This window comes from Rhizobium sp. No.120, from assembly GCF_054558365.1.
In genome coordinates this window covers 111,427-134,044 of record NZ_BAAJNQ010000004.1, presented here as the reverse complement: position 1 = coordinate 134,044, position 22,618 = coordinate 111,427, and the positions used below count along the sequence as shown (strand labels likewise).

18 protein-coding genes are annotated in these 22,618 nt (G+C 59.0%); 9 read left to right on the top strand and 9 right to left on the bottom strand.

Annotated features, from left to right (window positions below):
* Positions 1 to 11 precede the first annotated feature (11 nt).
* Together ACYJRZ_RS14570 and ACYJRZ_RS14565 are read left to right on the top strand one after the other, a co-directional pair.
* Entirely contained in the window at positions 12 to 2,342 is a 2,331-nt protein-coding gene (locus ACYJRZ_RS14570; RefSeq protein WP_459459861.1) for a cation:proton antiporter domain-containing protein, read from the top strand.
* 119 nt (positions 2,343 to 2,461) lie between these two features.
* Positions 2,462 to 3,661, top strand: a complete 1,200-nt coding sequence (locus tag ACYJRZ_RS14565; protein WP_459459859.1) for an MFS transporter — start codon at positions 2,462 to 2,464, stop codon at positions 3,659 to 3,661.
* Positions 3,662 to 3,678: 17 nt separating this feature from the next.
* On the opposite strand, the gene ACYJRZ_RS14560 is transcribed toward ACYJRZ_RS14565, so the two are convergent.
* Together ACYJRZ_RS14560 and ACYJRZ_RS14555 are read right to left on the bottom strand one after the other, a co-directional pair.
* Entirely contained in the window at positions 3,679 to 4,065 is a 387-nt protein-coding gene (locus ACYJRZ_RS14560) for an ester cyclase (RefSeq protein ID WP_459459857.1), read from the bottom strand.
* Positions 4,066 to 4,099: 34 nt separating this feature from the next.
* Positions 4,100 to 6,100 carry a putative bifunctional diguanylate cyclase/phosphodiesterase gene (locus ACYJRZ_RS14555; RefSeq protein WP_459459855.1) on the bottom strand — a complete coding sequence of 667 codons (2,001 nt, stop codon included), beginning with the start codon at positions 6,098 to 6,100 and terminating at the stop codon, positions 4,100 to 4,102.
* 196 nt (positions 6,101 to 6,296) lie between these two features.
* On the opposite strand from ACYJRZ_RS14555, the gene ACYJRZ_RS14550 reads away from it, so the two are divergent.
* Positions 6,297 to 7,328: a class I SAM-dependent methyltransferase gene (locus ACYJRZ_RS14550; RefSeq protein WP_459459853.1), complete on the top strand. Its 1,032-nt coding sequence runs from the start codon at positions 6,297 to 6,299 to the stop codon at positions 7,326 to 7,328.
* A gap of 23 nt (positions 7,329 to 7,351) precedes the next feature.
* Here ACYJRZ_RS14550 and ACYJRZ_RS14545 read toward each other — a convergent pair whose 3' ends face one another.
* From ACYJRZ_RS14545 to ACYJRZ_RS14520, 6 genes are all read right to left on the bottom strand, one after another.
* Entirely contained in the window at positions 7,352 to 7,972 is a 621-nt protein-coding gene (locus ACYJRZ_RS14545) for a DedA family protein (protein WP_459459851.1), read from the bottom strand.
* Entirely contained in the window at positions 7,969 to 8,559 is a 591-nt protein-coding gene (locus ACYJRZ_RS14540) for a class I SAM-dependent methyltransferase (protein ID WP_459459849.1), read from the bottom strand. Before ACYJRZ_RS14540 ends, ACYJRZ_RS14545 begins: the two co-directional genes overlap by 4 nt.
* A 96-nt stretch (positions 8,560 to 8,655) precedes the next feature.
* Positions 8,656 to 10,011 (bottom strand): sensor histidine kinase, encoded by a 1,356-nt coding sequence (locus ACYJRZ_RS14535; RefSeq protein ID WP_459459847.1) that lies wholly within the window; start codon positions 10,009 to 10,011, stop codon positions 8,656 to 8,658.
* Positions 10,008 to 10,682, bottom strand: a complete 675-nt coding sequence (locus ACYJRZ_RS14530) for a response regulator transcription factor (protein ID WP_459459845.1) — start codon at positions 10,680 to 10,682, stop codon at positions 10,008 to 10,010. The genes ACYJRZ_RS14535 and ACYJRZ_RS14530 overlap by 4 nt, the downstream gene beginning before the upstream one ends.
* Before the next feature lie 358 nt (positions 10,683 to 11,040).
* Positions 11,041 to 11,283: a DUF1127 domain-containing protein gene (locus ACYJRZ_RS14525; RefSeq protein ID WP_459459843.1), complete on the bottom strand. Its 243-nt coding sequence runs from the start codon at positions 11,281 to 11,283 to the stop codon at positions 11,041 to 11,043.
* 431 nt (positions 11,284 to 11,714) lie between these two features.
* Positions 11,715 to 13,274 (bottom strand): B12-binding domain-containing radical SAM protein, encoded by a 1,560-nt coding sequence (locus tag ACYJRZ_RS14520; protein ID WP_459459841.1) that lies wholly within the window; start codon positions 13,272 to 13,274, stop codon positions 11,715 to 11,717.
* Between the two features lie 377 nt (positions 13,275 to 13,651).
* Here ACYJRZ_RS14520 and ACYJRZ_RS14515 point away from each other — a divergent pair, with 377 nt between their 5' ends.
* Entirely contained in the window at positions 13,652 to 14,851 is a 1,200-nt protein-coding gene (locus ACYJRZ_RS14515) for an MFS transporter (protein WP_459459839.1), read from the top strand.
* A 370-nt stretch (positions 14,852 to 15,221) separates the two neighbouring features.
* The gene (locus tag ACYJRZ_RS14510) at positions 15,222 to 17,105 is read left to right on the top strand and encodes an MFS transporter (protein ID WP_459459837.1); all 1,884 of its coding nucleotides are present in this window, start codon (positions 15,222 to 15,224) and stop codon (positions 17,103 to 17,105) included.
* Between the two features lie 77 nt (positions 17,106 to 17,182).
* On the opposite strand, the gene ACYJRZ_RS14505 is transcribed toward ACYJRZ_RS14510, so the two are convergent.
* Positions 17,183 to 17,332: a hypothetical protein gene (locus ACYJRZ_RS14505; protein ID WP_459459835.1), complete on the bottom strand. Its 150-nt coding sequence runs from the start codon at positions 17,330 to 17,332 to the stop codon at positions 17,183 to 17,185.
* 336 nt (positions 17,333 to 17,668) lie between these two features.
* Here ACYJRZ_RS14505 and ACYJRZ_RS14500 point away from each other — a divergent pair, with 336 nt between their 5' ends.
* The 4 genes from ACYJRZ_RS14500 (at position 17,669) to ACYJRZ_RS14485 (ending at position 22,595) form a co-directional block, all read left to right on the top strand.
* Positions 17,669 to 19,150: a sugar ABC transporter ATP-binding protein gene (locus ACYJRZ_RS14500; RefSeq protein WP_459459833.1), complete on the top strand. Its 1,482-nt coding sequence runs from the start codon at positions 17,669 to 17,671 to the stop codon at positions 19,148 to 19,150.
* A complete protein-coding gene (locus ACYJRZ_RS14495) occupies positions 19,150 to 20,184 on the top strand; it encodes an ABC transporter permease (RefSeq protein WP_459459831.1) in 1,035 nt (344 codons plus the stop codon). The genes ACYJRZ_RS14500 and ACYJRZ_RS14495 overlap by 1 nt, the downstream gene beginning before the upstream one ends.
* A 40-nt stretch (positions 20,185 to 20,224) precedes the next feature.
* On the top strand, positions 20,225 to 21,268 hold the full coding sequence (locus tag ACYJRZ_RS14490) for a substrate-binding domain-containing protein (RefSeq protein WP_459459829.1): 1,044 nt from the start codon (positions 20,225 to 20,227) through the stop codon (positions 21,266 to 21,268).
* 73 nt (positions 21,269 to 21,341) lie between these two features.
* Positions 21,342 to 22,595 (top strand): LVIVD repeat-containing protein, encoded by a 1,254-nt coding sequence (locus ACYJRZ_RS14485; protein WP_459459827.1) that lies wholly within the window; start codon positions 21,342 to 21,344, stop codon positions 22,593 to 22,595.
* The last annotated feature ends 23 nt before the right edge of the window (positions 22,596 to 22,618 follow it).

Here is a 22,618-nt window from a genome sequence, read left to right as displayed (position 1 = left end):
GGGATCAGTCCATGCCGTCACGCCAGAATGTTTTAAAAGCATTTCCGCCAAGCGCCCTTATCACTTTCATTGCCATCACCCTATTGCTGTCGATTGCGCAATCCGCCTTCGCCGCCGAGGGGCAGAAGGCCAGTCACCCTTCGGAAGGGCTGTTTCTGATCCAAATCATTCTGCTTGTCGTATCGGGCAGATTGCTCGGCGAATTGATGGTGCGCATCGGCCAGCCATCAATCATGGGTCAGATCATTGCCGGCATCATTCTCGGCCCTTCCCTCTTCGGCCTGATCTTCCCCCATGCACAGGCAAACCTTTTTCCTTCGGATGGCGCACAAAAGAGCATGACCGACGCGATCGGCCAGCTCGGCATTCTCTTTCTCCTGCTGCTTGCCGGCATGGAAACCGATCTGGGTCTTGCAAAACGCTTGCGCAAATCTGCGGCTGGCGTCTCGCTGACCGGTATCGCCATTCCGTTTGCTGCGGGATTTGCCTTGGGTGAACTCATTCCCGATGCCTTGCTTCCCGATCCTCAAAAGCGATTGGTCACCTCGCTCTTCCTCGGCACTGCGCTTTCCATCTCGTCGGTGAAGATCGTCGCTTCCGTAGTTCGCGAGATGGACTTCATGCGCCGGAACATCGGCCAGTTGATCGTCGCCTCCGCCATCATCGACGATACGATCGGATGGGTCATCATCGCCATAACGTTCGGCTTGGCCGAAAAAGGCGCGGTTGATCTGACGACGCTCGCGACCAGCGTCATCGGCACATTGGCTTTCATGGCCGTCAGCTTCACCGTCGGCAGACGGGCGGTCTTCGAAATCATCCGCTGGACCAACGACAATTTCCGTAGCGACCTGCCTGTGCTCAGCGCCATCGTCGCAATCATGGGTACGATGGCAATCATCACCAATTTCATCGGGGTCCATACCGTGCTCGGCGCTTTCGTGGCCGGGATTCTTGTGGGTGAATCGCCCATTCTCACGCGTCAGATCGATGTGCAGCTCCGCGCCTTGACGACGGCGCTCTTCATGCCCGTCTTCTTCGGGTTGACCGGCCTGCAGACCGATCTCACTGTGCTGGCCGATCCCTCCATATTGCTGCTAACGGCTGCTGTCGTGATCATAGCGAGCGTCGGCAAATTCGGCGGCGCTTTTGCCGCCGCCAGGTTCGGCGGCTATTCGGCATCGGAGGCTCTGGCGCTCGGCTGCGGCATGAATGCAAGGGGATCGACGGAGGTGATCGTTGCGACCATAGGCCTGTCGGTCGGAGTATTGGACGAAAAACTCTTTTCCGTCATCGTCGCCATGGCCGTCATCACCACGATGGCGATGCCACCGACGCTTCGGTGGGCGCTTGCCCGCCTGCCGCTGCGCGAAGAGGAGCGCAATCGTCTGGAGCGCGAAGAATTCGAAAGCGAGAGCTTTCTCGGAAATTTTGAACGCATCCTGCTGGCTGTCGACGGTTCGCAAAGCAGCCGACTGGCAACCTGGATCGCCGCCTTCTTCGCTGTGACGCGCAAGATGCCGGTCACCGTTCTCGATGTGCGCGAGCCGAAGCATGCTGGCAAAGAGCCGGAAATGGCAGGTGCCGCAGGACCACCGTCACAAGCCCGAGCTGTTGCCGAGGATCTCCGCCAATGCGCAGCCGACCTGCTTACATTGGCGCCGGCTGAGAAGGGCCTGGCGACAGAAAGCGATATTCACGTCACGGTCCGCGAAAAGAACGATGCGCTCGAAACCGTACTTGGCGATACATCGGACACAGGTCACGATCTTCTCTTCACCGGCATCGAACCTTCCACAGACGAGGATGGGCGCTTCAGCGCAACTTTGCAGGCCATGACTTCGGCCTTCCAGGGCACGCCCGCCATCGTGACGGCGCGGGGCCTGCTTCCGGAGCGGCCCGGAGATCTGCGGATCCTCCTGCCCGTCAGCGGCACAGAACGCTCCATTCGCGCAGCGGAATTCGGGCTCGCGATTGCAAAGGCGGCAAACGCGCATTGTGGCGTTCTGCTGATCCTCGAACCGCGACAGGTCAGAGCCATCCCTCGCATCAGCGACCACGGCAACGACCATTGGGACGTTCTGAACAAGGTCGGCGCCATCGCAGATTACTATGACGTGCAGATCGAAAAGGTCGTGCAGCAAGGCCCCTCACCGGAGCTATCGATCCTGCGGCATGCGCGCAGCGGCGGATATAATCTTATCGTCCTCGGCGTAAGCAAGAGAGCCATTGGCAGCCTTTCCTATGGAAGCGTCGCCGACACTGTGCTGCAGACTGCCGACAGATCCTGCATCTTCATCGAAACCGACCTGGCCTCCGCCGCGCAAGCAATTCGCGAATAGGCCAACATCGGCCGTGGGATGAATTAGGAAAATCAATAAGAGACATCAACGCTATTCATTTTTCCAATGCTGCTCCGTGAGCCATATTGGCCGGCAACATGATTTGACCGAGCGCGCCGATGTCCGACCTTGCCCTTTCGCGTGACCACGAAGAAACCGACACACGGGAGGGATGGAAGGTCGTTGCCGCGACCCATATGCTGACGGCCGTGACCTTCGGCGCGGCTTACTCTTTCTCCGCCACCTTGCCGGGGCTTGCCGCGGAGTTTAGCGCCTCTCGCGGCGAGATCGCGCTCGTCTTCTCCATTTCCGCATTCCTCTTCTACTCGCTCGGCGCGCTTGCCGGGCCGCTCGCCGACAGATGGTCGCCGCGCAGTTTGGTTCTCCTAGGGCTTGCTGCCATGATCCTCGGCTATATCGGCGCCAGCAGCGCTAGATCGCTCGTGTCGCTCTACATCTGGTACGGCTTCGGCGTGGGCCTGGGGATCGGCCTCTCCTACGTTCCAGCCCTTGGCGCTGTGCAATCCTGGTTTATCCGCAAACGCAGCCAGGCGTCGGGCATCGCGACTGCTGGGATTGGCCTTGGCACCCTGGTCTTGCCCTTTGCGATCGGCCAGGCGCTCCCCTTCATCGGCTGGCGAGGCTGCTTCATCGCGCTTGCGTGTCTTTTTGCTGCCTTCGGATTGCCGGCCGCAACACTCATCCGCAAAAGGCGCGACAATAAGACCCCGCTCCTGAGCCGAGCGGGCAATCATGCAAATGCCGCCATATGGCGTGACGGGCGCTTCTATCTTTTCTATGCCGTGCTAATTCTGTCGTCGTTTTGCACATTCATTCCCTATGTCCATATCGTTGCAGCAGCCCAGGACAGCGGTCTTTCGCTGCAAGACGGAACCACCCTCGTTGGCCTTATTGGCGTCGGAAACGTCGTCGGGCGCTTTTTCCTGGCCGGGCTCGGCGATCGCTTCGGCCGGCGGCGGCTATTGGCGTCTCTGACATTTGCCGTCGCCGCGTCCTTTGCGCTCTGGGCATCGGCATCAGGCATGATCCAGCTGGTGTTGTTCGCACTGACGTTCGGTATGAGCTATGGCGGCTGCGTCGGCCTTTATCCCGCTGTGGCGGCCGATCTGTTCGGCACGCGCAATATCGGCGCCGTCATCGGATACCTATATACGGCGGTCGGTATTGCAGCCCTGATCGGCCCAACGGCCGCCGGCTTCATTTTCGACCATACCGGCAGCTATTCCGGCCCGATTATCGCAAGCGGCCTCGCCGCTTTTGTGGCCGGTTTCATGGTACTGCGCCTTGGGCGCGAATAATGCCATGGCGGGACCTGTCAAAGCTGGGCAGCAATGGCAGCCTTGTCTATGATCGACCAGACGTTTCGAATTCGTCCATCCAGAAACTCATAAAAGACATTCTCGGCAAACTGCACCCTTCTGCCGTTCACCGCCATACCGAACAACATTCCCGTCGGCCTGCAATCAAATTGCAGGCGGCATGCGATGCGTGGCGGTTCGCAGATCAGCAGAGCTATATTGAAATGAAGATCGGGGATGGCGCGAAAATCGCCTTCGAGCATTTGCCGATAGCCTGACAGCCCGACATAGGCACCGTTATAGCACACATCTTCATGGACGAATTTGCTCAGATTCGGCCAATCCTGCCCATTGAGACAGGTAATATATCCCCGATAGACCTCGGAAAGGTCGATGCTTGCCATTTTCATCACCCTCGGCCTGGTGACAGCAAGTCTCTCAGGCTGACGCCTGAAGACGGCGGCGCTCGGTACGCATCATTGCAACCGGATGCTTGAGCGCCGGTGCCGGTCGGCCGATATGGTATCCCTGAACGGCGTCGATGCCAAAGGACTTGACGAGATTGAGCTGCTCTTCGTCTTCCACGCCTTCGACGAGGATACGATGGCCGCGATTGCGGACCAGGCCGATAATATCCTCAAGCAGAATCTTTGCGCCGTCATTGTTTGCCGCATCATGCAGGAAGGACTTGTCGATCTTGACGGTTTCGAATTCCATCAGACGCAGCCATGACAATCCGGCAAAGCCCGTGCCGAAATCATCCAGCCAGAATTTGATGCCGAGCTTCTTCAGATCCTGAATGCTATCGAGCACATCCGGGCGTATCTCCATATCGACACCCTCGGTGATCTCGAACGCCACCCTGTGGCCCGAGACGCCCGATTCTGCCAGGATAGCGGCGACCTGTGCGGCGAAACCCGGGGCCCGCAGCTGGATTGGGGACACATTGATGCTGACAGTGTCGACGATGTCGCGGGTGAGCAAATCGCAGCATGCTCTTCTGATTGCCCAGTAACCGAGCTCGATGATAGCGCCCGTTCGCTCCGCGACAGGAATAAAGACAGCCGGCGAAGAACTCGACCCGTCAAGCAATTGCAGACGCATCAGAGCCTCATAGGCGCCGATCTCGCCGGTCTTGAGATATTGAATTGGCTGATAGACCAGCGAAACGAGATTCTGCTGAATGGCGATCTTCAGGATGGCCGCGATGTTTTCGCCTGCGTCGCCGCCTGGCAGTTCGTTCGGATCGAAGACCCTTGCGCAATTGCGGCCACTCGCCTTCGCGGAATAAAGAGCACGGTCGGCCTCGTTGATCACATTCTCCAGCTTGGCACCCGCGACGTCTCTGGTGATGGTCGCGCCGACGCTCACCGTGACATGCCGGAAACCGTCCAGGCGCTGGGCGTGGACGATATCAAGAGCTTCGATCCCCTGGCAAATCGCCTCCGCCAGCGCCAGCGCATCCGCGCTGCTCTCCAGATCGAGAATGACGATGAATTCCTCGCCACCGTAACGCCCGACCGTCGCCCCCAGCGGAGCGACGATATTCGACAGCGCATTGGCAACGGTGACAAGACAGTGGTCGCCCTCCTGATGGCCATAATAGTCATTGTACTTTTTGAAAAAGTCGACATCGACCAGAAGAATGGCGAACGGAGCATTCTTCTCGCGCCAGCGATCCCAAAACTGCTTCAACCTTATGTCGGCCGCTCTTCTATTTTCCATTCCGGTGAGGGAATCGGTAATAGAAAGCCGCAGAAGCGCCTCGCCGCGCTCGGTCGCCTGCCGCTGCTGCAATTCCGCCTCTCGTGCATTGAGGAAGACGTTGAAGCGTTCCTTGTTCAATTTCCAGTTCACATAGGAAGTGAACACGAAGCAGCATAGATAAAAGGTCGTAAAGGCCAGGCAATAGGCGGCGCTGTAGTGAAATTCCGTAAGCGACAGCAGAAAAGAGGCGAAGATCAGCCCCGACGAGACGAGCGCTAAGCCGAACTCGAGACTGAAGAACAGGTTAACGCCCATCATGAAGATTGCGCCGAACGCTGCGTAATAGGAGAACGCCTCCGCATTCGTGGTCTGTAATGCCGGCAACAACCACACGATATATCCTAGTACGACGGCTGCCGCACAAGTCGCCTCAAGCTCGCCGGCAGCGCGTCGCCGGGAAAACTGGATTTCCAGTACCAGAAGCGAAATACCGCCGATCAGAAACCGGGCTGGAATCGTCACATGCGAGACGTCCCGAATGAAGACCAGATCCGTGATGAGGAAAAGGACATAGACGGGCACGGCAAGCCACAGACCGCTGCGAGCCAGGGCGCGCCGCGCATCGTTGCTATAGGCTTTGTAGAGCACACGCAGCTCGTCGGGACGATCCGTGCCGAGAGCATCGCTCCGGCCAAGTTCGGTTCCTCCCGACAATTGACGCATGCTCATCATCACCCGAGTTAGCCGAGACCTCATGTCCACCGCGTTACCTTTGCGTCGCTCGAATGAACCAATCGCTCGCTTTACCACGGCGGCCAATTTGATCCGTTTGATAACGACAGCGTTGACGTAGCGACATTAACAAAACCATAGCGCTCAATTTTTATCTGAGATATGGTTTGCGGAGTGTTCACGGAATGATTTAAAATTGAAACAATTTCAAACCGCTCTCGATGGCTTCAGCCTCGTTACCACTCAGTCCATCTCGGAACATACGAGATCGTCCGGTAACAACATTGCAACCGACCAAATAAAGGAGGGCGAGGCCGAACTCGCCCTCATTCTCTCCCTCACGCAGCAGGCGTTCGAAGCAAACGCGCCCGTTCCAGGCACCATGCAAGCCTTGACGGAGCGTCTGCAGGCGCTGAAAAACAAGACGACACCCCTTACCTGGGCACATCTCGCCTCGGTGGCGCAGGGGCATCCCGTGTCGTCTTACCTGCTGCAGGACCCTCTGACGCGATGGTCCTTCGAAAAGCCGCGCGGCTACAGCGGCGATGCCTATCTGCTGGATTTCATTTATGAACATCCAGCCGTTGCGGCACAGGTGGCGGAGGCTTCGGCGCTAGGCGCGGAAGTTTACGATTTCACCAGGCGCGCACCCTCCGCAGTCGCCGTGCGTGAAAGGCGCGAGATCCTGGCAGCCCATGTCGATGCGGTGACGGAGGCGACGGATGGCGCCGAAGTCCTGGCAATCGCGGCCGGCCATCTTCGCGAAGCCGAGCTCTCAAAGGCTCTGCAGAGCGGCAGGCTCAAGCGCTGGGTCGCGCTTGACCAGGACCCGGTCAGTGTCGGAACGGTGAGCTCGACCTTCCATGGCACCTGCATCGAAGCGATCAACGGCTCCGTTCGCACCATTTTGGGACGCGCACAGAAGCTCGGCACGTTCGACTTCATCTATGCAGCCGGCCTTTACGATTATCTGGCCGAAAGCGTAGCCGTGCGTCTGACGGAGCGCTGCCTTCAGATGCTGAAGCCCGGCGGCAAGTTCCTGCTCGCAAACTTTGCCAAGGATATCGGTGTCGAAGGTTACATGGAAACCTTCATGAACTGGCCGCTGATCTGGCGAACGGATGAGGATGTTCAGTCCATCATCGACAAGGTCAAGCACCCGATCGCCGATGTTTCTCTTACGCGCGGCGAAAACGGCGGCGTCATATACGCCGTTCTGACCGTATAGCCAACGGTAAGCGTGATGACCGGCTAAGCCGCGCTGCGGCTTGGCCGGTAAAATCGCAGCAGCACAAGCAGCAGAAGATTGACCAAGATGATTGCTGCGACCGCGGCAGGTGTTGCCGTATCCGGCGCCAGTATCTGTCGACGCAACAAATAGCCCGATACCAGAAACGGCGTATTCCAAATCAACGCGCCGCAGAAAGTCGCGATGGCAAAGCCCGGCGCCGGTATGGCAAGCACGCCTGCTGGCAATGCCATATAGGCGCGAACGATAGGCACAAGCTGACCGAAGAGCGTGGCCCGTATGGGATGACCATGATAATTGCGCTTCAGGCGCGGGTACCACTCTTCTTTGATATCCAGACGCTGCGTCAACCTTAGCACGAAGCGGTCGCCACGCGCAGGTCCCAGCCAACGGCCTATTCCATACCAGAACAGCGAGCCTGCCGTTGAACCGGCGGCGGTAACGGCGATCACTGCGGGCAAATCGACCGGGTTGACGACACCCAGCATGCCCAGCATCAAGAACAAGGCGATCGATGGTAAGATGGGGATAAGCTTCTCGATCGCGGAACACAATGCAAGGCCGAACAGTCCCCACGCCGCCAAATCGGGCAAAGCATCCAGCACATAGGAGGAGGCACTCATATGGCGGCAGCCGGAGAATTTATCGGCCTGCGCCGGACGATCTTATAGACCCTGGCAGGCGGAAAGTTGCGCAGCACTTGGCCCTGCAGCGTTGCCTTAAAGCCATACCGGTCGAGCAGGCGATGCGGTATCGGACAGCGCAGGCCATAGGTGAACTGATAGAGCGCGCCACCCTCACGCAGCCTCGCCGAGACCGCGGTCAGAATGGCAATGACCGTCTTCGGCGACATGTTGAGCAGCGGCAACCCGCTGATCGCACATCCGAACTGCTCTCCTTCCGGAAAGTCGTCAGCATCAAGCCGCGCAGCATCGGCGCAGATGACGCGGGAATCAGGAAACCGCTGTCGCAGCAGACTGGCAAAACTATCAGCGGATTCAATCAGCGTAATATCGCGTTCGCATATGCCGCGTGCGAGCAGGGCTCGTGTGAACACTCCCGTGCCCGGGCCGAGCTCCAGGATCGGTCCCGACGAAGGACCGATTTCGCTTGTAATTAGATTGGCTAAAACCGGGCCGGAGGGGGCGATCGCTCCCACCATGCGCGGATTGGTCAGCAGAGTTCGCAAGAATAGTGATGTGTTTGACATATGTTCCCGTCAGTAGGGCTTCAGGAGATTCGCCTGCGTGGCAGGCTTTTCCTAAGAGGAACCGATTGCGAGAACATTGCATTGGGAGCCAATAGGCTATCCGGCCATCGGAAAGCTCAATCTGAAAGACGCACCAACCGTCGGTCCGTCGATGACGCAAACCTTTCCGCCGTGGAGCCTCGCAATCTCCTGGACAAGGTTCAGCCCGAGGCCGAACCCTTTGCTGCGTCCCTGGAGGCGGTGAAACGGTTCGAAGATGCGGTCTCGCTCCTCTTGCGGGACACCGTTTCCTTCGTCGCTAACGGTGATGCCAGTGGCACGGCCGACATGGACGATGATCCTGCCACGGCGGCCGCCATGCTGAATCGCATTCTGCACGAGGTTGGTGACGGCCCGCTCGATGGCCATGCGATCGCCAAGGACGTCCACGGCCTCTTCGTCCTTGACGAAGCAGGGCTCGTAGTTGGCGGCGATCGCGAGCGGCGCCAGCTCCGAAACGACATGCTCCGCGACCTCTACAAGATCGATCGAAACCGGCTCGAAGCGGTGATTGAGGCGCTGAAGATCGAGGAACTGCTCGGCAAGGGTCGCAAGGCGGACGGTATCTTCGAACAGCCGCTCCTTCAAAGGGCCTGCCGGCAAGCCATCGAGACGTGCCTGCAGGATCGCGACCGGGGTTCGCCATTCATGGGCAAGATGAGAGAAAAGACGCTTCTGCCGCTCATAGCCTTCGTCCAGCCGCCTTAATGCATCATTGACGGCTTCGACAAGCGGCAGGATCTCGCGCGGGACATCGTCGACCGGCAGCCGCGTTCCCCGGCGATTGATATCGATCTGCCCGGCGCGGGCGACGGCGGAATCGAGCGAGGAAAAAGCGCGGCGAACCACCAATGGCGCGGCAATCATCGTTGCGATCGCCGTGACGATCAGCAGCGGCAGAAGGGCGCTGAAGAAGACGATGCCCATGGCTCCAAGGATGCGGACCGTCGACACGCTGCCATCCATGCCCGTCAGAACCTGGACCTCGCCTGCCGGCGACGAGACCCATTGCAGCCGGGCGGCAGGCACGGCACTGCCACCGAGATTGCTGCCGAAACGGGCCTGTCCGATGCCATCGAGCGCCGCGCCGATCGCGGCATAGGCTCCAGGTACGTTTCCGTCCTTGATCGCGGCGCCGCTGCGATCGCGCACGACGAACCAGAGACCTGGTAAATCGCCACGCCGCGCCAAAAGCGCTGACGTCTCCTTCAGCGTAAGGGCGCCATTCTGATCGCGGCCAATCGACCGTGAGATGGCATCGATGGTCTCGTCTTCCGGCTGAAGCGAGATAAAGCTGCCGGTCGCCCACAGAGCGGCGACGATGAGCACCGCAAGCAGCGACAGGAAAATCGCCTGCAGGAATGATAAACGCGATACGAGACGCCATCGCAGGGAAGGCTGGCTTGCGCTCATGGTTTCAGTCTCATCAGATAGCCGATGCCGCGAACGGGATGAATCTCCAGTCCGGGCTCCACGGAGGCAAGCTTGCGGCGAAGACGAGAGATATGCGCATCCAGCGTATTCGACTGGATATCTTCGCTGAACCCGTAAACGGCCTCTTCCAGAGCATGGCGCGGCACCGTGCGGCCAAGCCGGCGCGCAAGCGCCTCGAAGACCAGAATTTCCCGGCGCGGCAGTTCAAGCCGTTCACCTTCGATCAAGATGTCATGACAGCCGAAATCATAGGAAAGCCTGCCGAAATTCACCACCTCGCTGCGTAGCTCGCCGGGGCGCCTCAGGATAGCGCGCAGTCGCGCCAGCAGTTCCTCCACCGCAAAGGGTTTGACGAGGTAATCATCGGCACCGCTATCAAGACCGCCGATGCGATCCCCGAGATCGCCGCGCGCCGTCAGCACGATGACAGGCGTATCGATGCCGGCAGCCCTCAGCTTCGGAATGATCGACAAGCCGTCGCCGTCCGGAACCTGCCGGTCGAGAAGAATGACATCATAAGGGAGATTGATCGCAGCCTCTTCGGCATCGGCCAGGATCGATACGTGATCGACGATGGCATCGCGAGCCTGCAACGCAGCGCTCAGCGCCGCAGCCATTTCCGGCTCGTCTTCAAGCAACAATATCCGCAATGAACCATCCCCCAAAATGGAACGACTGCATTGCATAAGCGGATTGCGGGAAGATTGCGACCCTCTCCAGGCGACACTTCATCATTCATTGGAGAATTCGGACCAGTACGCTGTCGGTAAGAAAAGATATCGGTTAGTTTCAGCTTTCGACACCAGTCAGGTCGCAGGGGAAGGCATCGCCTCCCCCTGCGATATCCACCGTGCGGCGGCTGATAGGTAGGCTGCCGCGAACGGAGCAGTGAACACACCATACAAATGGTTTCCCGTCCGTCGTGATTTTGCAGCCGCGCCGCCATTCTCGAACCAACAGAGGTCAAGAAGGACGAGCCGTAAAGCGTCCATCTGCATCAAGCCCACCTCACTTAAGGCGGCTCACATGCAACGCCAGCAAGCTGCGATAATCCAACCCTTCCTCACGCTCGGGAAGGCCGATATCACGAAGCTGATAATTCGATAATCCGGATACATCCTCATAGATCTGCCGCCGTTTCCAGGCGACAAACAGCAGGGCGCGTGCAGTCCTCCAGGCACCGAATTTCTGGTACAGTTCATCGACAGCCGCCGTCAAACTTTCGGCAACTATAAATTGTGAATGTGTCATGGTTATTCCTAGCGCGATCACGCGACCAGGTCCTCTTGAAGCTTGACCGGCTTCAGGAGCGAATGCGTCAACGACGCACCAAATCATTCCCTCGGCAAGTCATATAGGTTTAATGGAAAAACGCCTAAGTGGCGGCAGATAAAGCTTTTTGAAGCTTTAGTTATAGAGTCGTCGCGCGGTTGGTGCAGCACACACCATGGCGATCGACGTCATTCCGCCGGAGACGTACGTAAACATATGTAGATTATGCATATCACGCCTCCTTGTTCGATTTGCGGATGCCGTAATCATACGCGAGATCCACAAATCGACAACCCCACAATTTCGAATTGCAAATATCCGGCACAATATGTTGCAGCGAAGCAACAGTGGCAGCGACGTCAAAGCGGCTGCAAGGCAGGTCCGACGATAAGCACAATTTTCTGAGCTTGCTAGAACGAATTGACGATACCGCCGCCGGTGCGCATCTGCTGCACCATGATATGGGCGTGATAATGCATGGCGCATTTGATGGCATAGATTTGCAGCACGACGGGAGAGCGCCGATGCCGCAGGAGATTGAAAAGCCGCGCGCGGTAAATGGCGCGCAAATCGGCCTCCTTCACCCGGCGCATCAGCCGGAGGAAAATCCCGACCGCCTCCAATGCCCATGTCGCGTTGAGCGCCAGCAAACGCAGCGGGTGGCGGCGCAGATGGCGTAAGCGGGTACTTTCCGGTTCGATACGCGCGTCGATGTAAAGCGCATCCAGCCGATCGAAATAGGCGGCCGGCTCATGAAGGTCGCTGAGGACAGAAAGATATCCGTCCCGCAGCGTTTCGCGCGAGAGATTGAGCGGGATGACATTGGTGCCGTAAGCGGGCGGATCGTCGTGATCGAGGCGACCTTCCTTGGCGAGGCGCGTATAGAGCGGCGTCTTCGGAATTGCCGCCAGCATGCCGATCATGGCGTTGACGATGCGCGCATCCCTGATGAAAACCCGCTGCGCATCGAAGATGGTCGCATCGTCGCTATCGAAGCCCAGGATCATGCCGCACCAGACTTCCATGCCGGTCTGCTGGATCGCGTGGATCTTGTCCAGCATCGTCCCGCCCTTGCGTAGGTTCTGCAGCTTCTTGGTTTCGCGCAGCGCTTCCTCGTTTGGCGTTTCGATGCCAATGAAGACGACGCGGATATTGGCATCGACCATCAGCTGCATCAATTCGGCATCGTCAGCAAGATCGATCGACGCCTCCGTCAGGAACGTCATCGGATAATGATGGCGCTCCTGCCAGGCGACGACATCCCGCAGCACTTCCTTGATCGCCTTCTTGTTGCCGATCAGATTGTCGTCGACGATGAAGGCCGTATCCATTCCGGATGCGAGCAGCGCTTCCATCTCGGCGATGATCTGCGTGCTGGTCTTGATGCGCGGCTTGCGGCCGAAAACCACAATGATATCGCAAAAATCGCAGGTGAAGGGACAGCCGCGCGAAAACTGGATGCTGCCGACAGCATATTCGTCCATCTTCAGAAGATCGAAGCGCGGCACGGGCACCTTGCTCATATCCGTCTTGTCGGCCTGTTCGTAGCGCCGGGCATGATGACCCTCCTGCCATTCAGCCAGGAATTTGGGCCATGTCTCCTCCGCCTCGCCGATGAAGGAGACATCGACGAGATTGCCGAAATAATCCTCCTTGACCGTAACCCAAGGTCCGCCGACGACGGTAAAACAATTGCGCCGTTTGAGCTCGGTCAGGATTTCCGTCATACGGAAGCGCTGCACGATCATGCCCGTCAGCGCAACGATATCGGCCTTCTCGCAAAGGCCGTAGTCTATAGGCTCGATATTCTCGTCCACCAAAGTGACGGTATGTTCGTCCGGCGTCAGCGCCGCCAGCAAAGGCAGGCAGGCCACCGGCAGGTTGGCCTTCACGTCGAACAGGGGCAGAGCATGCTCCATGCCCCAATAGGAGGTTTCAAAACGCGGATTGATGATGACGATATGAGCCATTGAATGGTCCGCTCCATGATATGAATCTGGTTCGGTATTGCTTTGAGCCTGTATGTCATTTGCAGCTGCATGCGACGGCCTTACGGCCGCGAAGCAGGGTCTTCCAGCATCGAGGCGGTTGTCTTAGCAGCCCTATATGAGCTCAAGATTAAATTCCGGATGCTGGCAGCGACGCAAGATCAAGGATCGAAACCCCCATTGCCTCCTGCAATCTCGGCGGCGGGCTTTCATAAGCATCGCTTGCAATGCCGTTAAAAATTTTTCGGCAGCAATGTCGAAATCGTCCCGACGCAATCGTCTTTATTCCAGACATGGCGCGAAAGCATATTATCGGATCTTTCGCACCTTGACCTGAACCGGATGAAGGGAGCTGCAAAATGAGTTCGTCCTATCGTTGGGTGATTGTCGGTGCCGGCGCGCTGATGACCTGTGTTGCGCTCGGCGCGATGTTTTCCCTGGCGATCTTTCAGGTGCCGATTGCCGCCGATACAGGCTGGTCGCATGCGGGCATCGCCGCCGCCATGACGCTGAATTTCCTGACCATGGGTCTCGGCGCCTTTGCCTGGGGTGCTGCGAGCGATCGCTTCGGCATCCGCATCGTAGTGATGATCGGTGCGTTGCTGCTTGGGCTGGCGCTCGTCCTGGCAAGTCGGGCGGGCTCGCTTCTGCAATTCCAGCTGACCTACGGTATTCTCGTCGGCCTCGCCGCCAGTGCCTTCTTCGCGCCGATGATTGCGGCAACGACCGCTTGGTTCGACGAGGGCAGAGGCCTTGCCGTGTCCCTGGTTTCAGCCGGCATGGGCGTTGCACCGATGACGGTATCGCCCTTCGCCCGTTACCTGATTTCAGCTTATGATTGGCGTTTTGCCATGCTCGTCATCGGCGTCATGGCGTGGGTTCTGCTGATACCGGCGGCACTCCTGGTGCGGCGGGCACCTGTTCTTGCAGAAGCTGCCGGCTTGGACGGGCAGAGGGAAGAGCGGAGCCTGCCACTCGGCCGGATCTTCCGCTCGCCGCAGTTTCTCGTGCTTGGCGCCACTTTTTTCGCCTGCTGCGCAGCCCATTCCGGACCGATCTTCCACATGGTAAGTTACGCCACTATTTGTGGTGTGGGGCCAATGGCAGCCGTCAGCATCTATAGCGTCGAGGGCCTTGCCGGTCTTGGCGGCCGTCTTCTTTACGGGACGCTGGCGGACAGGCTCGGTGTGAAACCGGTGCTGGTTGCGGGCCTTCTCGTGCAGGCGGCGGCACTTGCTACCTATCTGATGGTCAGTGAACTCGGCGAGTTCTATGCTTTGGCGGTCATCTTCGGCAGCGCCTATGGCGGTGTCATGCCGCTTTATGCCGTGCTCGCGCGCGAATATTTCGGACCGCGCGTCATCGGCACCGTCTTTGGCGCGGCATCGATGCTCTCGAGCATCGGCATGGCCGCCGGGCCTTTGATCGGCGGCTGGATCTTCAATACCTTCACCAATTATTCCTGGCTCTTCATCGGCTCTTCCCTGGTGGGGCTGGGGGCTGCCGCCATCGCGCTTGCCTTTCCGCCAATGCGGCGCTTGCAACTGCAGGCGGCATAAGACAGGCTGGAAGCGGCCTAAATCCGCTTCTGCGAATCCTGTCCGGGTGCATCACATTTTACCGCGCCCGGCAGAGCTTTCCCCGGCTGCAACCTCCTGCCGCCACGCTGGGGAAGGACATATTCGTATTTCTTGATGCTTACACACAGATTTCCATAAGCGGCAGCGGTTGCAGCCATTGCAATTTTCAATTTTTGGCCAACACTCACATATGCATCAGGTGCGTGATCTTCTGGGGGAGGAAATCAGGAGAGCACCCACTGGCGCGACTTTCCCGCCCATCGGCAGGAAAGTCCTGCGTAATGTCATTATGGGGGACATGACACGGGTCTTTTGACCATGTCCCTGGTGCAATTGGGAGGGTTGATTCATGGCATCCACGTCCGTGGCCGAGACGACGAGTCGAGGCATGACCAGGGAAGAGAAGAAGGTCATCTTCGCCTCCTCCCTCGGAACCGTGTTCGAATGGTACGATTTCTATCTTTACGGGTCTCTGGCCGCCTTCATCGGCACGGCCTTCTTCAGCGACTATCCGGAAGCAACCCGCAATATCTTCGCCCTGCTCGCCTTTGCCGCAGGCTTTCTGGTCCGGCCGTTCGGCGCGCTCGTCTTCGGGCGCATCGGCGACCTCGTGGGACGTAAATACACCTTCCTCGTCACGATCCTGATCATGGGTCTTTCGACCTTCCTGGTCGGCGTTCTCCCGGGTGCGGCAAGCTGGGGCATCGCCGCCCCTGTCATCCTGATCATCCTTCGCCTGTTGCAAGGCCTGGCCCTCGGCGGCGAATATGGGGGTGCTGCGACTTATGTCGCCGAACACGCGCCCGACAGCAAGCGCGGCTATTACACCTCCTGGATCCAGACCACCGCGACGCTCGGTCTGTTCCTGTCTCTGATCGTCATCCTGATCGTCCAGAATGCGCTGGGCAAAGAGGCTTTCGCGGCGTGGGGCTGGCGCATTCCCTTCCTGGTTTCCTGCCTTCTGCTCGCCATCTCCGTCTGGATCCGGCTGTCGCTCAGCGAATCGCCAGCCTTCAAGAAGATGAAGGAAGAGGGCAAGGGCTCCAAGGCTCCGCTTTCCGAGGCCTTCGGCCAGTGGAAGAATGCCAAGATCGCCTTGATCGCGCTGCTCGGCCTCACCGCCGGTCAGGCGGTCGTCTGGTATGCAGGCCAATTCTATTCATTGTTCTTCCTGCAGAACGTGCTGAAGGTCGACGGCCAGTCCGTCAACATCATGATAGCGATCGCGCTTCTGATCGGCAGCGGCTTCTTTGTGTTCTTCGGCTGGCTCTCCGATAAGATCGGCCGCAAACCGATCATCATGGCGGGCCTTGCCCTCGCCATCCTCACCTATTTCCCGCTGTTCAAGGCATTGACCAATGCCGCAAACCCCGCCCTTGCCCAAGCGGAGCAAACCATCCGGGCGACAGTGACGGCTGCTCCTGGCGATTGCACCTTCCAGTTCAATCCTGTGGGAACCGCAAAGTTCAACAATTCGTGCGATATCGCCACCTCCTTCCTGGCGAAGTCTTCCGTGCCCTATACGATTGTCGAAGGCCCAGCCGGACAACCGGCGACGATCAAGGTGGGCGACGCGACTATAACTTCCTACGACGCAACAGCGGCAGGTGCCGGTGCAGCGGCCAAGAGTGCGGCATTCACGCATGACATGAGCCTTGCCCTGCAGAAGGCCGGATTCCCGCTGGTGCGCGACCCCGCCAAGGTGCCGGATGCCAAGCTCGACGCCTTCATCGCCGCCAACCCCGAGCTGGGGCTCAATGCGGCGACCGTGCGGGCGGGCGACAAGACAGTCACCCCGGTTGCAGATCTCGTCAAGGCGAAGCTTCTGACAGCGGATCAGGCTGGCGGCGCGACCGACATGCCGGTCTACACCATACCCAAGGGTGGCGCTTTCAAAATGGTCGCCGATCCATCGGCCATCAATTGGCCGCTGACCATCCTCATCCTGACGATCCTGGTGATCTATGTGACGATGGTCTACGGCCCGATCGCCGCAATCCTGGTTGAGATGTTCCCGACCCGCATCCGCTATACCGGCATGTCGCTGCCTTATCATATCGGCAACGGCTGGTTCGGCGGCCTGCTGCCCGCAACGGTCTTCGCCATGAGCGCCGCTACGGGCGATATTTACTACGGTCTGTGGTACCCGATCGCGATCGCGGCGATGACGCTGGTCATCGGCCTCATCTTCGTTCGTGAAACCAAGGGCGTCGATCTCCACTCCATCAAGTAAACCCAAAAGGCCCGGCGTCCAGATGCGGTACGCCGGGCCTTTTCTTCGCCCCGTCAATTTCTGATCGCGCTCAAATCTCAGCTGCCGCAAAGAGCGTGCAGCAGCACCAGAAGCGAAAAGAGGACCATCAGGCCTGCCAGAAGATGCTGCAGGATCGACCAGACGCGTTTGGTTGCGGCAAGGCTTGGCCGCGTGGCGAGTGAAGCGAGATAGACCACTGTATCCATGAAAACCCCTGGCGAATATTCCCGCCGGCGCGACGTAAATACCTCACCGTCACGGAAATTGCTGATATTCAATGGCTTTATATTGTCTATAAAAATAGTAGATTAAAGGAAGAGTTTTCCTGCTCCTTCGAAATTTCGGACAAATTAAACTCCTCAGAGACAGGTCTAGGCGGGACTTGCTCGGTTCCCCCCGCCCACACGCCGAGACCCGAATGCAGTCGAACCAAGCTTGGTAAAAAATTTATTCTATAGATTAAATAAACAAAGCAAGGCGCGTCCTTTTAATTGAATGCCAGTGGCTTACGAGTACCGCTGACAATCGGTGAACCCTTGCCCATGACCTTGCTGGATGCCCAAAATCTTTCGCTTGCTTTCGGCTCGACACAGGCCTTGGCGGGTGCGTCTCTAACCGTCGATCGCGGCGAGGTCGTCGCACTGATGGGAGCGAACGGCGCCGGCAAGTCGACGCTGGTCAAAATCCTGTCGGGCATTCACCGCGCCGATTCAGGCACGATCCTATGGAACGGCGCGGATTATCGCCCCGAAAGTCCGGCCGAGGCGACGGCGCGGGGCATCGTTACAGTGCATCAATCGACCGATGTCGTCGGGGTCGCCGGCCTTTCGGTCGCAGATGCGCTGCTGCTCAACCAATATGTCGACGGACGCCAGCCCTTCTTTCTGTCGAAGCGTTCGGTGCGGCGGAAGGCAGAAGCGATCCTGTCTGAAGCCGGCTTCGACTTACCGCTCGACCGCGATTTTGGCGATCTTGGAACAGCCGACCGACAAATGGTCGCCATTGCGCGCGCCCTTTCCAACAAGGCGCAGCTGCTGATCCTGGATGAGCCGACCGCAAGCCTCTCCGGACGCGAAACGGCACGGCTTTACGATATCGTGCGTCGGCTGAAGGCCCGCGGCCTGGGCATTCTCTATATCTCGCACCGTACGGCTGATCTCGATGCGCTCGCCGATCGCGTAGTTGTGCTGCGCGGCGGCCGCAATGTCGGTGCCTTCTCGCGCCCGATCGACTTCGACGCCGCCATCGAAACCATGATTGGCCGTTCCATGAAGGCGGCTCGCCCGCATCGCCGTGAAAAATTCGAGCAGACCGTACTGGAACTTCAGGCTGCCCGGCTGCTTGCCTACAGCCCGCCGATTGATCTCAGGCTTCATGCCGGCGAGGTCGTCGCCATTACGGGCGTTCTAGGCGCCGGCAAGAGCCGGCTTCTGTCTACGCTTTTCGGCCTTGAGCGGTTTGCCTCCGGCACGGCACTTCTGGATGGCAATACATTTCAGCCCCACTCGCCCGCGGATGCAATCGCGCGCGGCGTCGTCATGGCTGCTGCCGACCGACATCGCTCCTCTCTGATGCCATCGGACTGGCCGGGGGAGAGCATTGCGGCAACGATCAGCCTGCCGCACCTGAAACGCTGGTATCCGTCTGGCTTCCTGTTTTCCGGACACGAGAGCCGCGAGGGAGAAAAGGCCATCCGACGCCTCGGCATAAAGGCGCCTGGCCCCGAGGCATCCGTCTGGTCGCTTTCCGGCGGCAATCAGCAAAAGGTCGTTCTCGCCCGCTGGGAGGCTGAACCAAGCCGGCTCATGCTTCTCGACGAGCCCTTCCAGGGGGTCGATGTCGGCGCCCGCCAGGACATTATCGCGGCCATACGTGCCCATACCGACCGCGCCACCCTGATCGCGACATCCGATCCGGAGGAGGCGCTCGAAGTCGCCGACCGGGTGCTGCTGATGGAAAATCACGGTCTCAAAGATGTCGCTGACGGGGCCACAGGCGACCGACAGAACAAGGAATTTGCCTGATGAGTGAAGGCACTGCAGAAATCCCCGAACAGATCAAGCGGGCGAACCATACGACGTCGCCGCAGGAATTCGTGCGGCGCGGAGCCGTGTTTCTGCTCCTTCTTGCCCTCGTCATCATCTTCAGTTTCGCCCAGCCCGCCTTCATCAACATCAACAATCTGATGAGCATCCTTCAGGCTGTTTCGGTCGTCGCCATCATCGGTGCCGGCGTGACGGTGACGCTCGCCATCGGCGGCTTCGATCTTTCCGTCGGGGCCGTGGCCGCCTCCAGCGTCATGGCGGCGAGCTATACGATGATCGTATGGGGTCTCAACGCCTATGAGACAGTGCCGCTGGTGCTTGCCTTCGGCGCGATCGTCGGGCTTGCCAACGCCCTGCTGATCGTCAGGCTCAAAGTGCCGGATCTGCTCGCGACCCTCTCCACCATGTTCCTGCTCACGGGGCTGCAGCTGATCCCGACAGCCGGGCGCTCGATCTCCGTGGGCTTGATCCTTCCCGACGGGACGACGGCGTCAGGCAAGGTCGACCCTGCCTTTTTGACGATCGGACGATCGAGCCTGTTCAGCATTATTCCTTTCCCCGTCATCCTCATGCTGATCGTCGCGCTCGCGCTCTATGTGCTCACCGAGCGCACGCGTCTTGGCCGTCTTCTCTACGCCACCGGCGGCAATGAAGCGGCGACCCGACTGGCCGGTGCCAATGTCGCCCGTCTGAAGACCTTTGCCTACGTGCTCTCGGGTGTTCTCGCCTCGCTTGGTGGCATTATCGTTGCCGCCCGTGTCGGCCGCGGTGATGTTTCCTCCGGCGCCTCGCTGCTGATGGATTCCGTCGCAGCCTCGCTTATCGGCTTTGCCGTCCTCGGGTTGCGCCGTCCGAACGTTCTCGGCACGACAATCGGTGCCGTCTTTGTCGGCGTGCTTCTGAACGGCCTGACGATGCTGAACGCGCCCTATTACACCCAGGACTTCATCAAGGGCGCCGTTCTCGTCGGTGCGCTCGCACTGACCTATGGAATCAGCCGCAGCAAGGCATGATGCCGCCATCCGTTCCAACCCAACACTCAATGGATTTTCAATGATCAAATTATTCAAAATCATCGCTTCGGCCGTTGTGGCCGGCTCGCTTTTCATGACCACGGCATCGGCTGCCGGCATTCCCGGCGCGCCCGCTCCTTTCGATAAAAGAACCGTCAATATCGCCGTCATCAGCTTCCTTGGCAGCGGTGACTGGCTGCAGGCCTTCGAGGCCGGCGTCAAGCGGCAGGCGGATGCGCTTGGCGTCAACCTCACCGTTTCGCAGGCCCGCAATGACAACGACACGCAGCGCAATCTCGTCGAGCAGGCGATCAATCTCGGCGTCGACGGCATCGTCATCAACAATGGCCGCCCCGAGGTTCTGAAGGATGTCGCGCAGAAGGCACTCGACAAGGGCATCAAAGTCGTTGCCTATGACGTCAACCTCGACAATCCGCAAATTCCGCAGATCGAACAGAGCGACAAGGATATGGCCAAGCTCGTGCTTGACCAGACCGTGAAGGATAAGGGTGATGGCTTCACCGGCGGTGCGGTCTACGTTGCCGGTTTCGCGCCGCTCGACCGCCGCTATGCGGTGTGGAAGGATTTCATTGCCAAGCACAATTTGAAGGAAAAGGCGGTCTGGGGTGTGGTCAATGACACCGTTCCCGCCTCCGTCGCCGACCAGACCAAGGCCGTCCTGCGCGCCAATCCGGATATTTCGGTGATCTTCACGCCATGGGATGAGTTCGCCAAGGGCGCAAAGCTCGCGATCGACGAGCTCGGCCTTTCCGCCAAGGTCAAGATCTACGGCGTCGACACGTCGACTGCCGATATCCAGCTGATGGTCGAGCCGGACAGCGCCTGGGTCGCGACGGCGGCCACGAATGCTGCCGTCGTGGGCGAAGTTTCCGTTCGCGCTGTTTCGCTCGCCATTGCCGGCCAGTCCCCGGGTCGCTCGGTTCTTCTGCAGCCGACGCTCATTACGCGTGACGATCTCATCAACAACAAGATCGGCACGATCGAAGAACTGCAGCAGAAATTCCCGGCCTTCCTGAAGAGCGATGCCGCGACGGCAGCCTGGATTCCGGCGGTCAAGAACTGAGCCTTATCAATTGCTTTCATAGGCGCCGCCCCTACGGGCGGCCCTTTTTGTTCCCCTGAGCGTGAGGCGTCCCATGGCATCGACCGACCTACCCAAACCCGACTTTGCCCGCAACATGACACTGATCGGCCATAACGATATCGGCGGCCGCGGCGATGGCTTGCAGCTGATGGTTCATCGAGGCTACGCCTATATTGCCCATCCCTGGTCCCAAGGCTTCTCGATCGTTGACGTGCGCGACCCGAAGAACTCGCAGACGGTCAATTACGTGCCGGCGCCAGCCAACACCTGGAACATCCATCTGCAGACGCATGAGAACCTGCTGCTGGTCATCAACGCGCTCGATCTCTTTGCCGACGTGGAAACCTTCACGGATGAGAAGGCCTACTACACGCAGTCCGTCGGCGAGACGGTCGCCGCCAGAAAGCGTGAGCGCGCCTGGACCACAGGCATGAGCGTGTTCGATATCTCCATTCCCGACCAGCCGCGCAAGATCGGCCAACTGGATGTCGAAGGTGTCGGCTTTCATCGGCTTTGGTATGTCGGCGGCCGCTATGCCTATGCCTCCGCGCTGCTCGACGACTTTACCGATTATATCTTCGTCACCATCGACATGGCTGATCCAACCCGGCCCGAACTTGTCGGCCAATGGTGGCTTCCCGGCATGAACAAGGCTGCGGGCGAAACACCGAATTGGGGTGATGGCAAGCGTTATGCCCTGCATCATGCACTTGTCCATGGCGATACGGCCTATGCCTGCTGGCGCGATGGCGGATTGACGCTCCTCGACATCAAAGATCATTCCGCACCCAAGCTCATCAAGCACCATAACTGGTGCCCGCCCTATGGCGGTGGCACGCATTCGCCGCTGCCGCTTCCCGGCCGCGATCTTCTTGTCGTTGCGGATGAAGCCGTGCTGGACAATGAGGAAGACGGCCGCAAGCATACCTGGGTCTTCGACATCCGCGTGCCTGAAAATCCGATCAGCATCTCGACTTTTCCGATCCCAGCTGAAGTCGACTACGTGAAGAAGGGCGGTCATTTCGGGCCGCACAATCTGCACGAAAACCGGCCCGGCTCGTTCGTCTCCGAGACCCTGATCTTTGCGACATGGCAGAATGCCGGCATCCGCGCCTTCGATATTTCCGACCCCTATCATCCGGTCGAAACCGGCGCTCTCGTTCCCGCGGGACCAACTGTCATGACGGATCGCCGCCCAGGCCGCCCGAAAGTCATCCAGTCCGCTGACGTCTTCGTCGACGCCAACGGCCTGATCTATGCGACGGACTACAATGCGGGACTTGAGATCATAGAATATGGCGGCTGATGCGCGAGCTTAGCTCTCGCAAA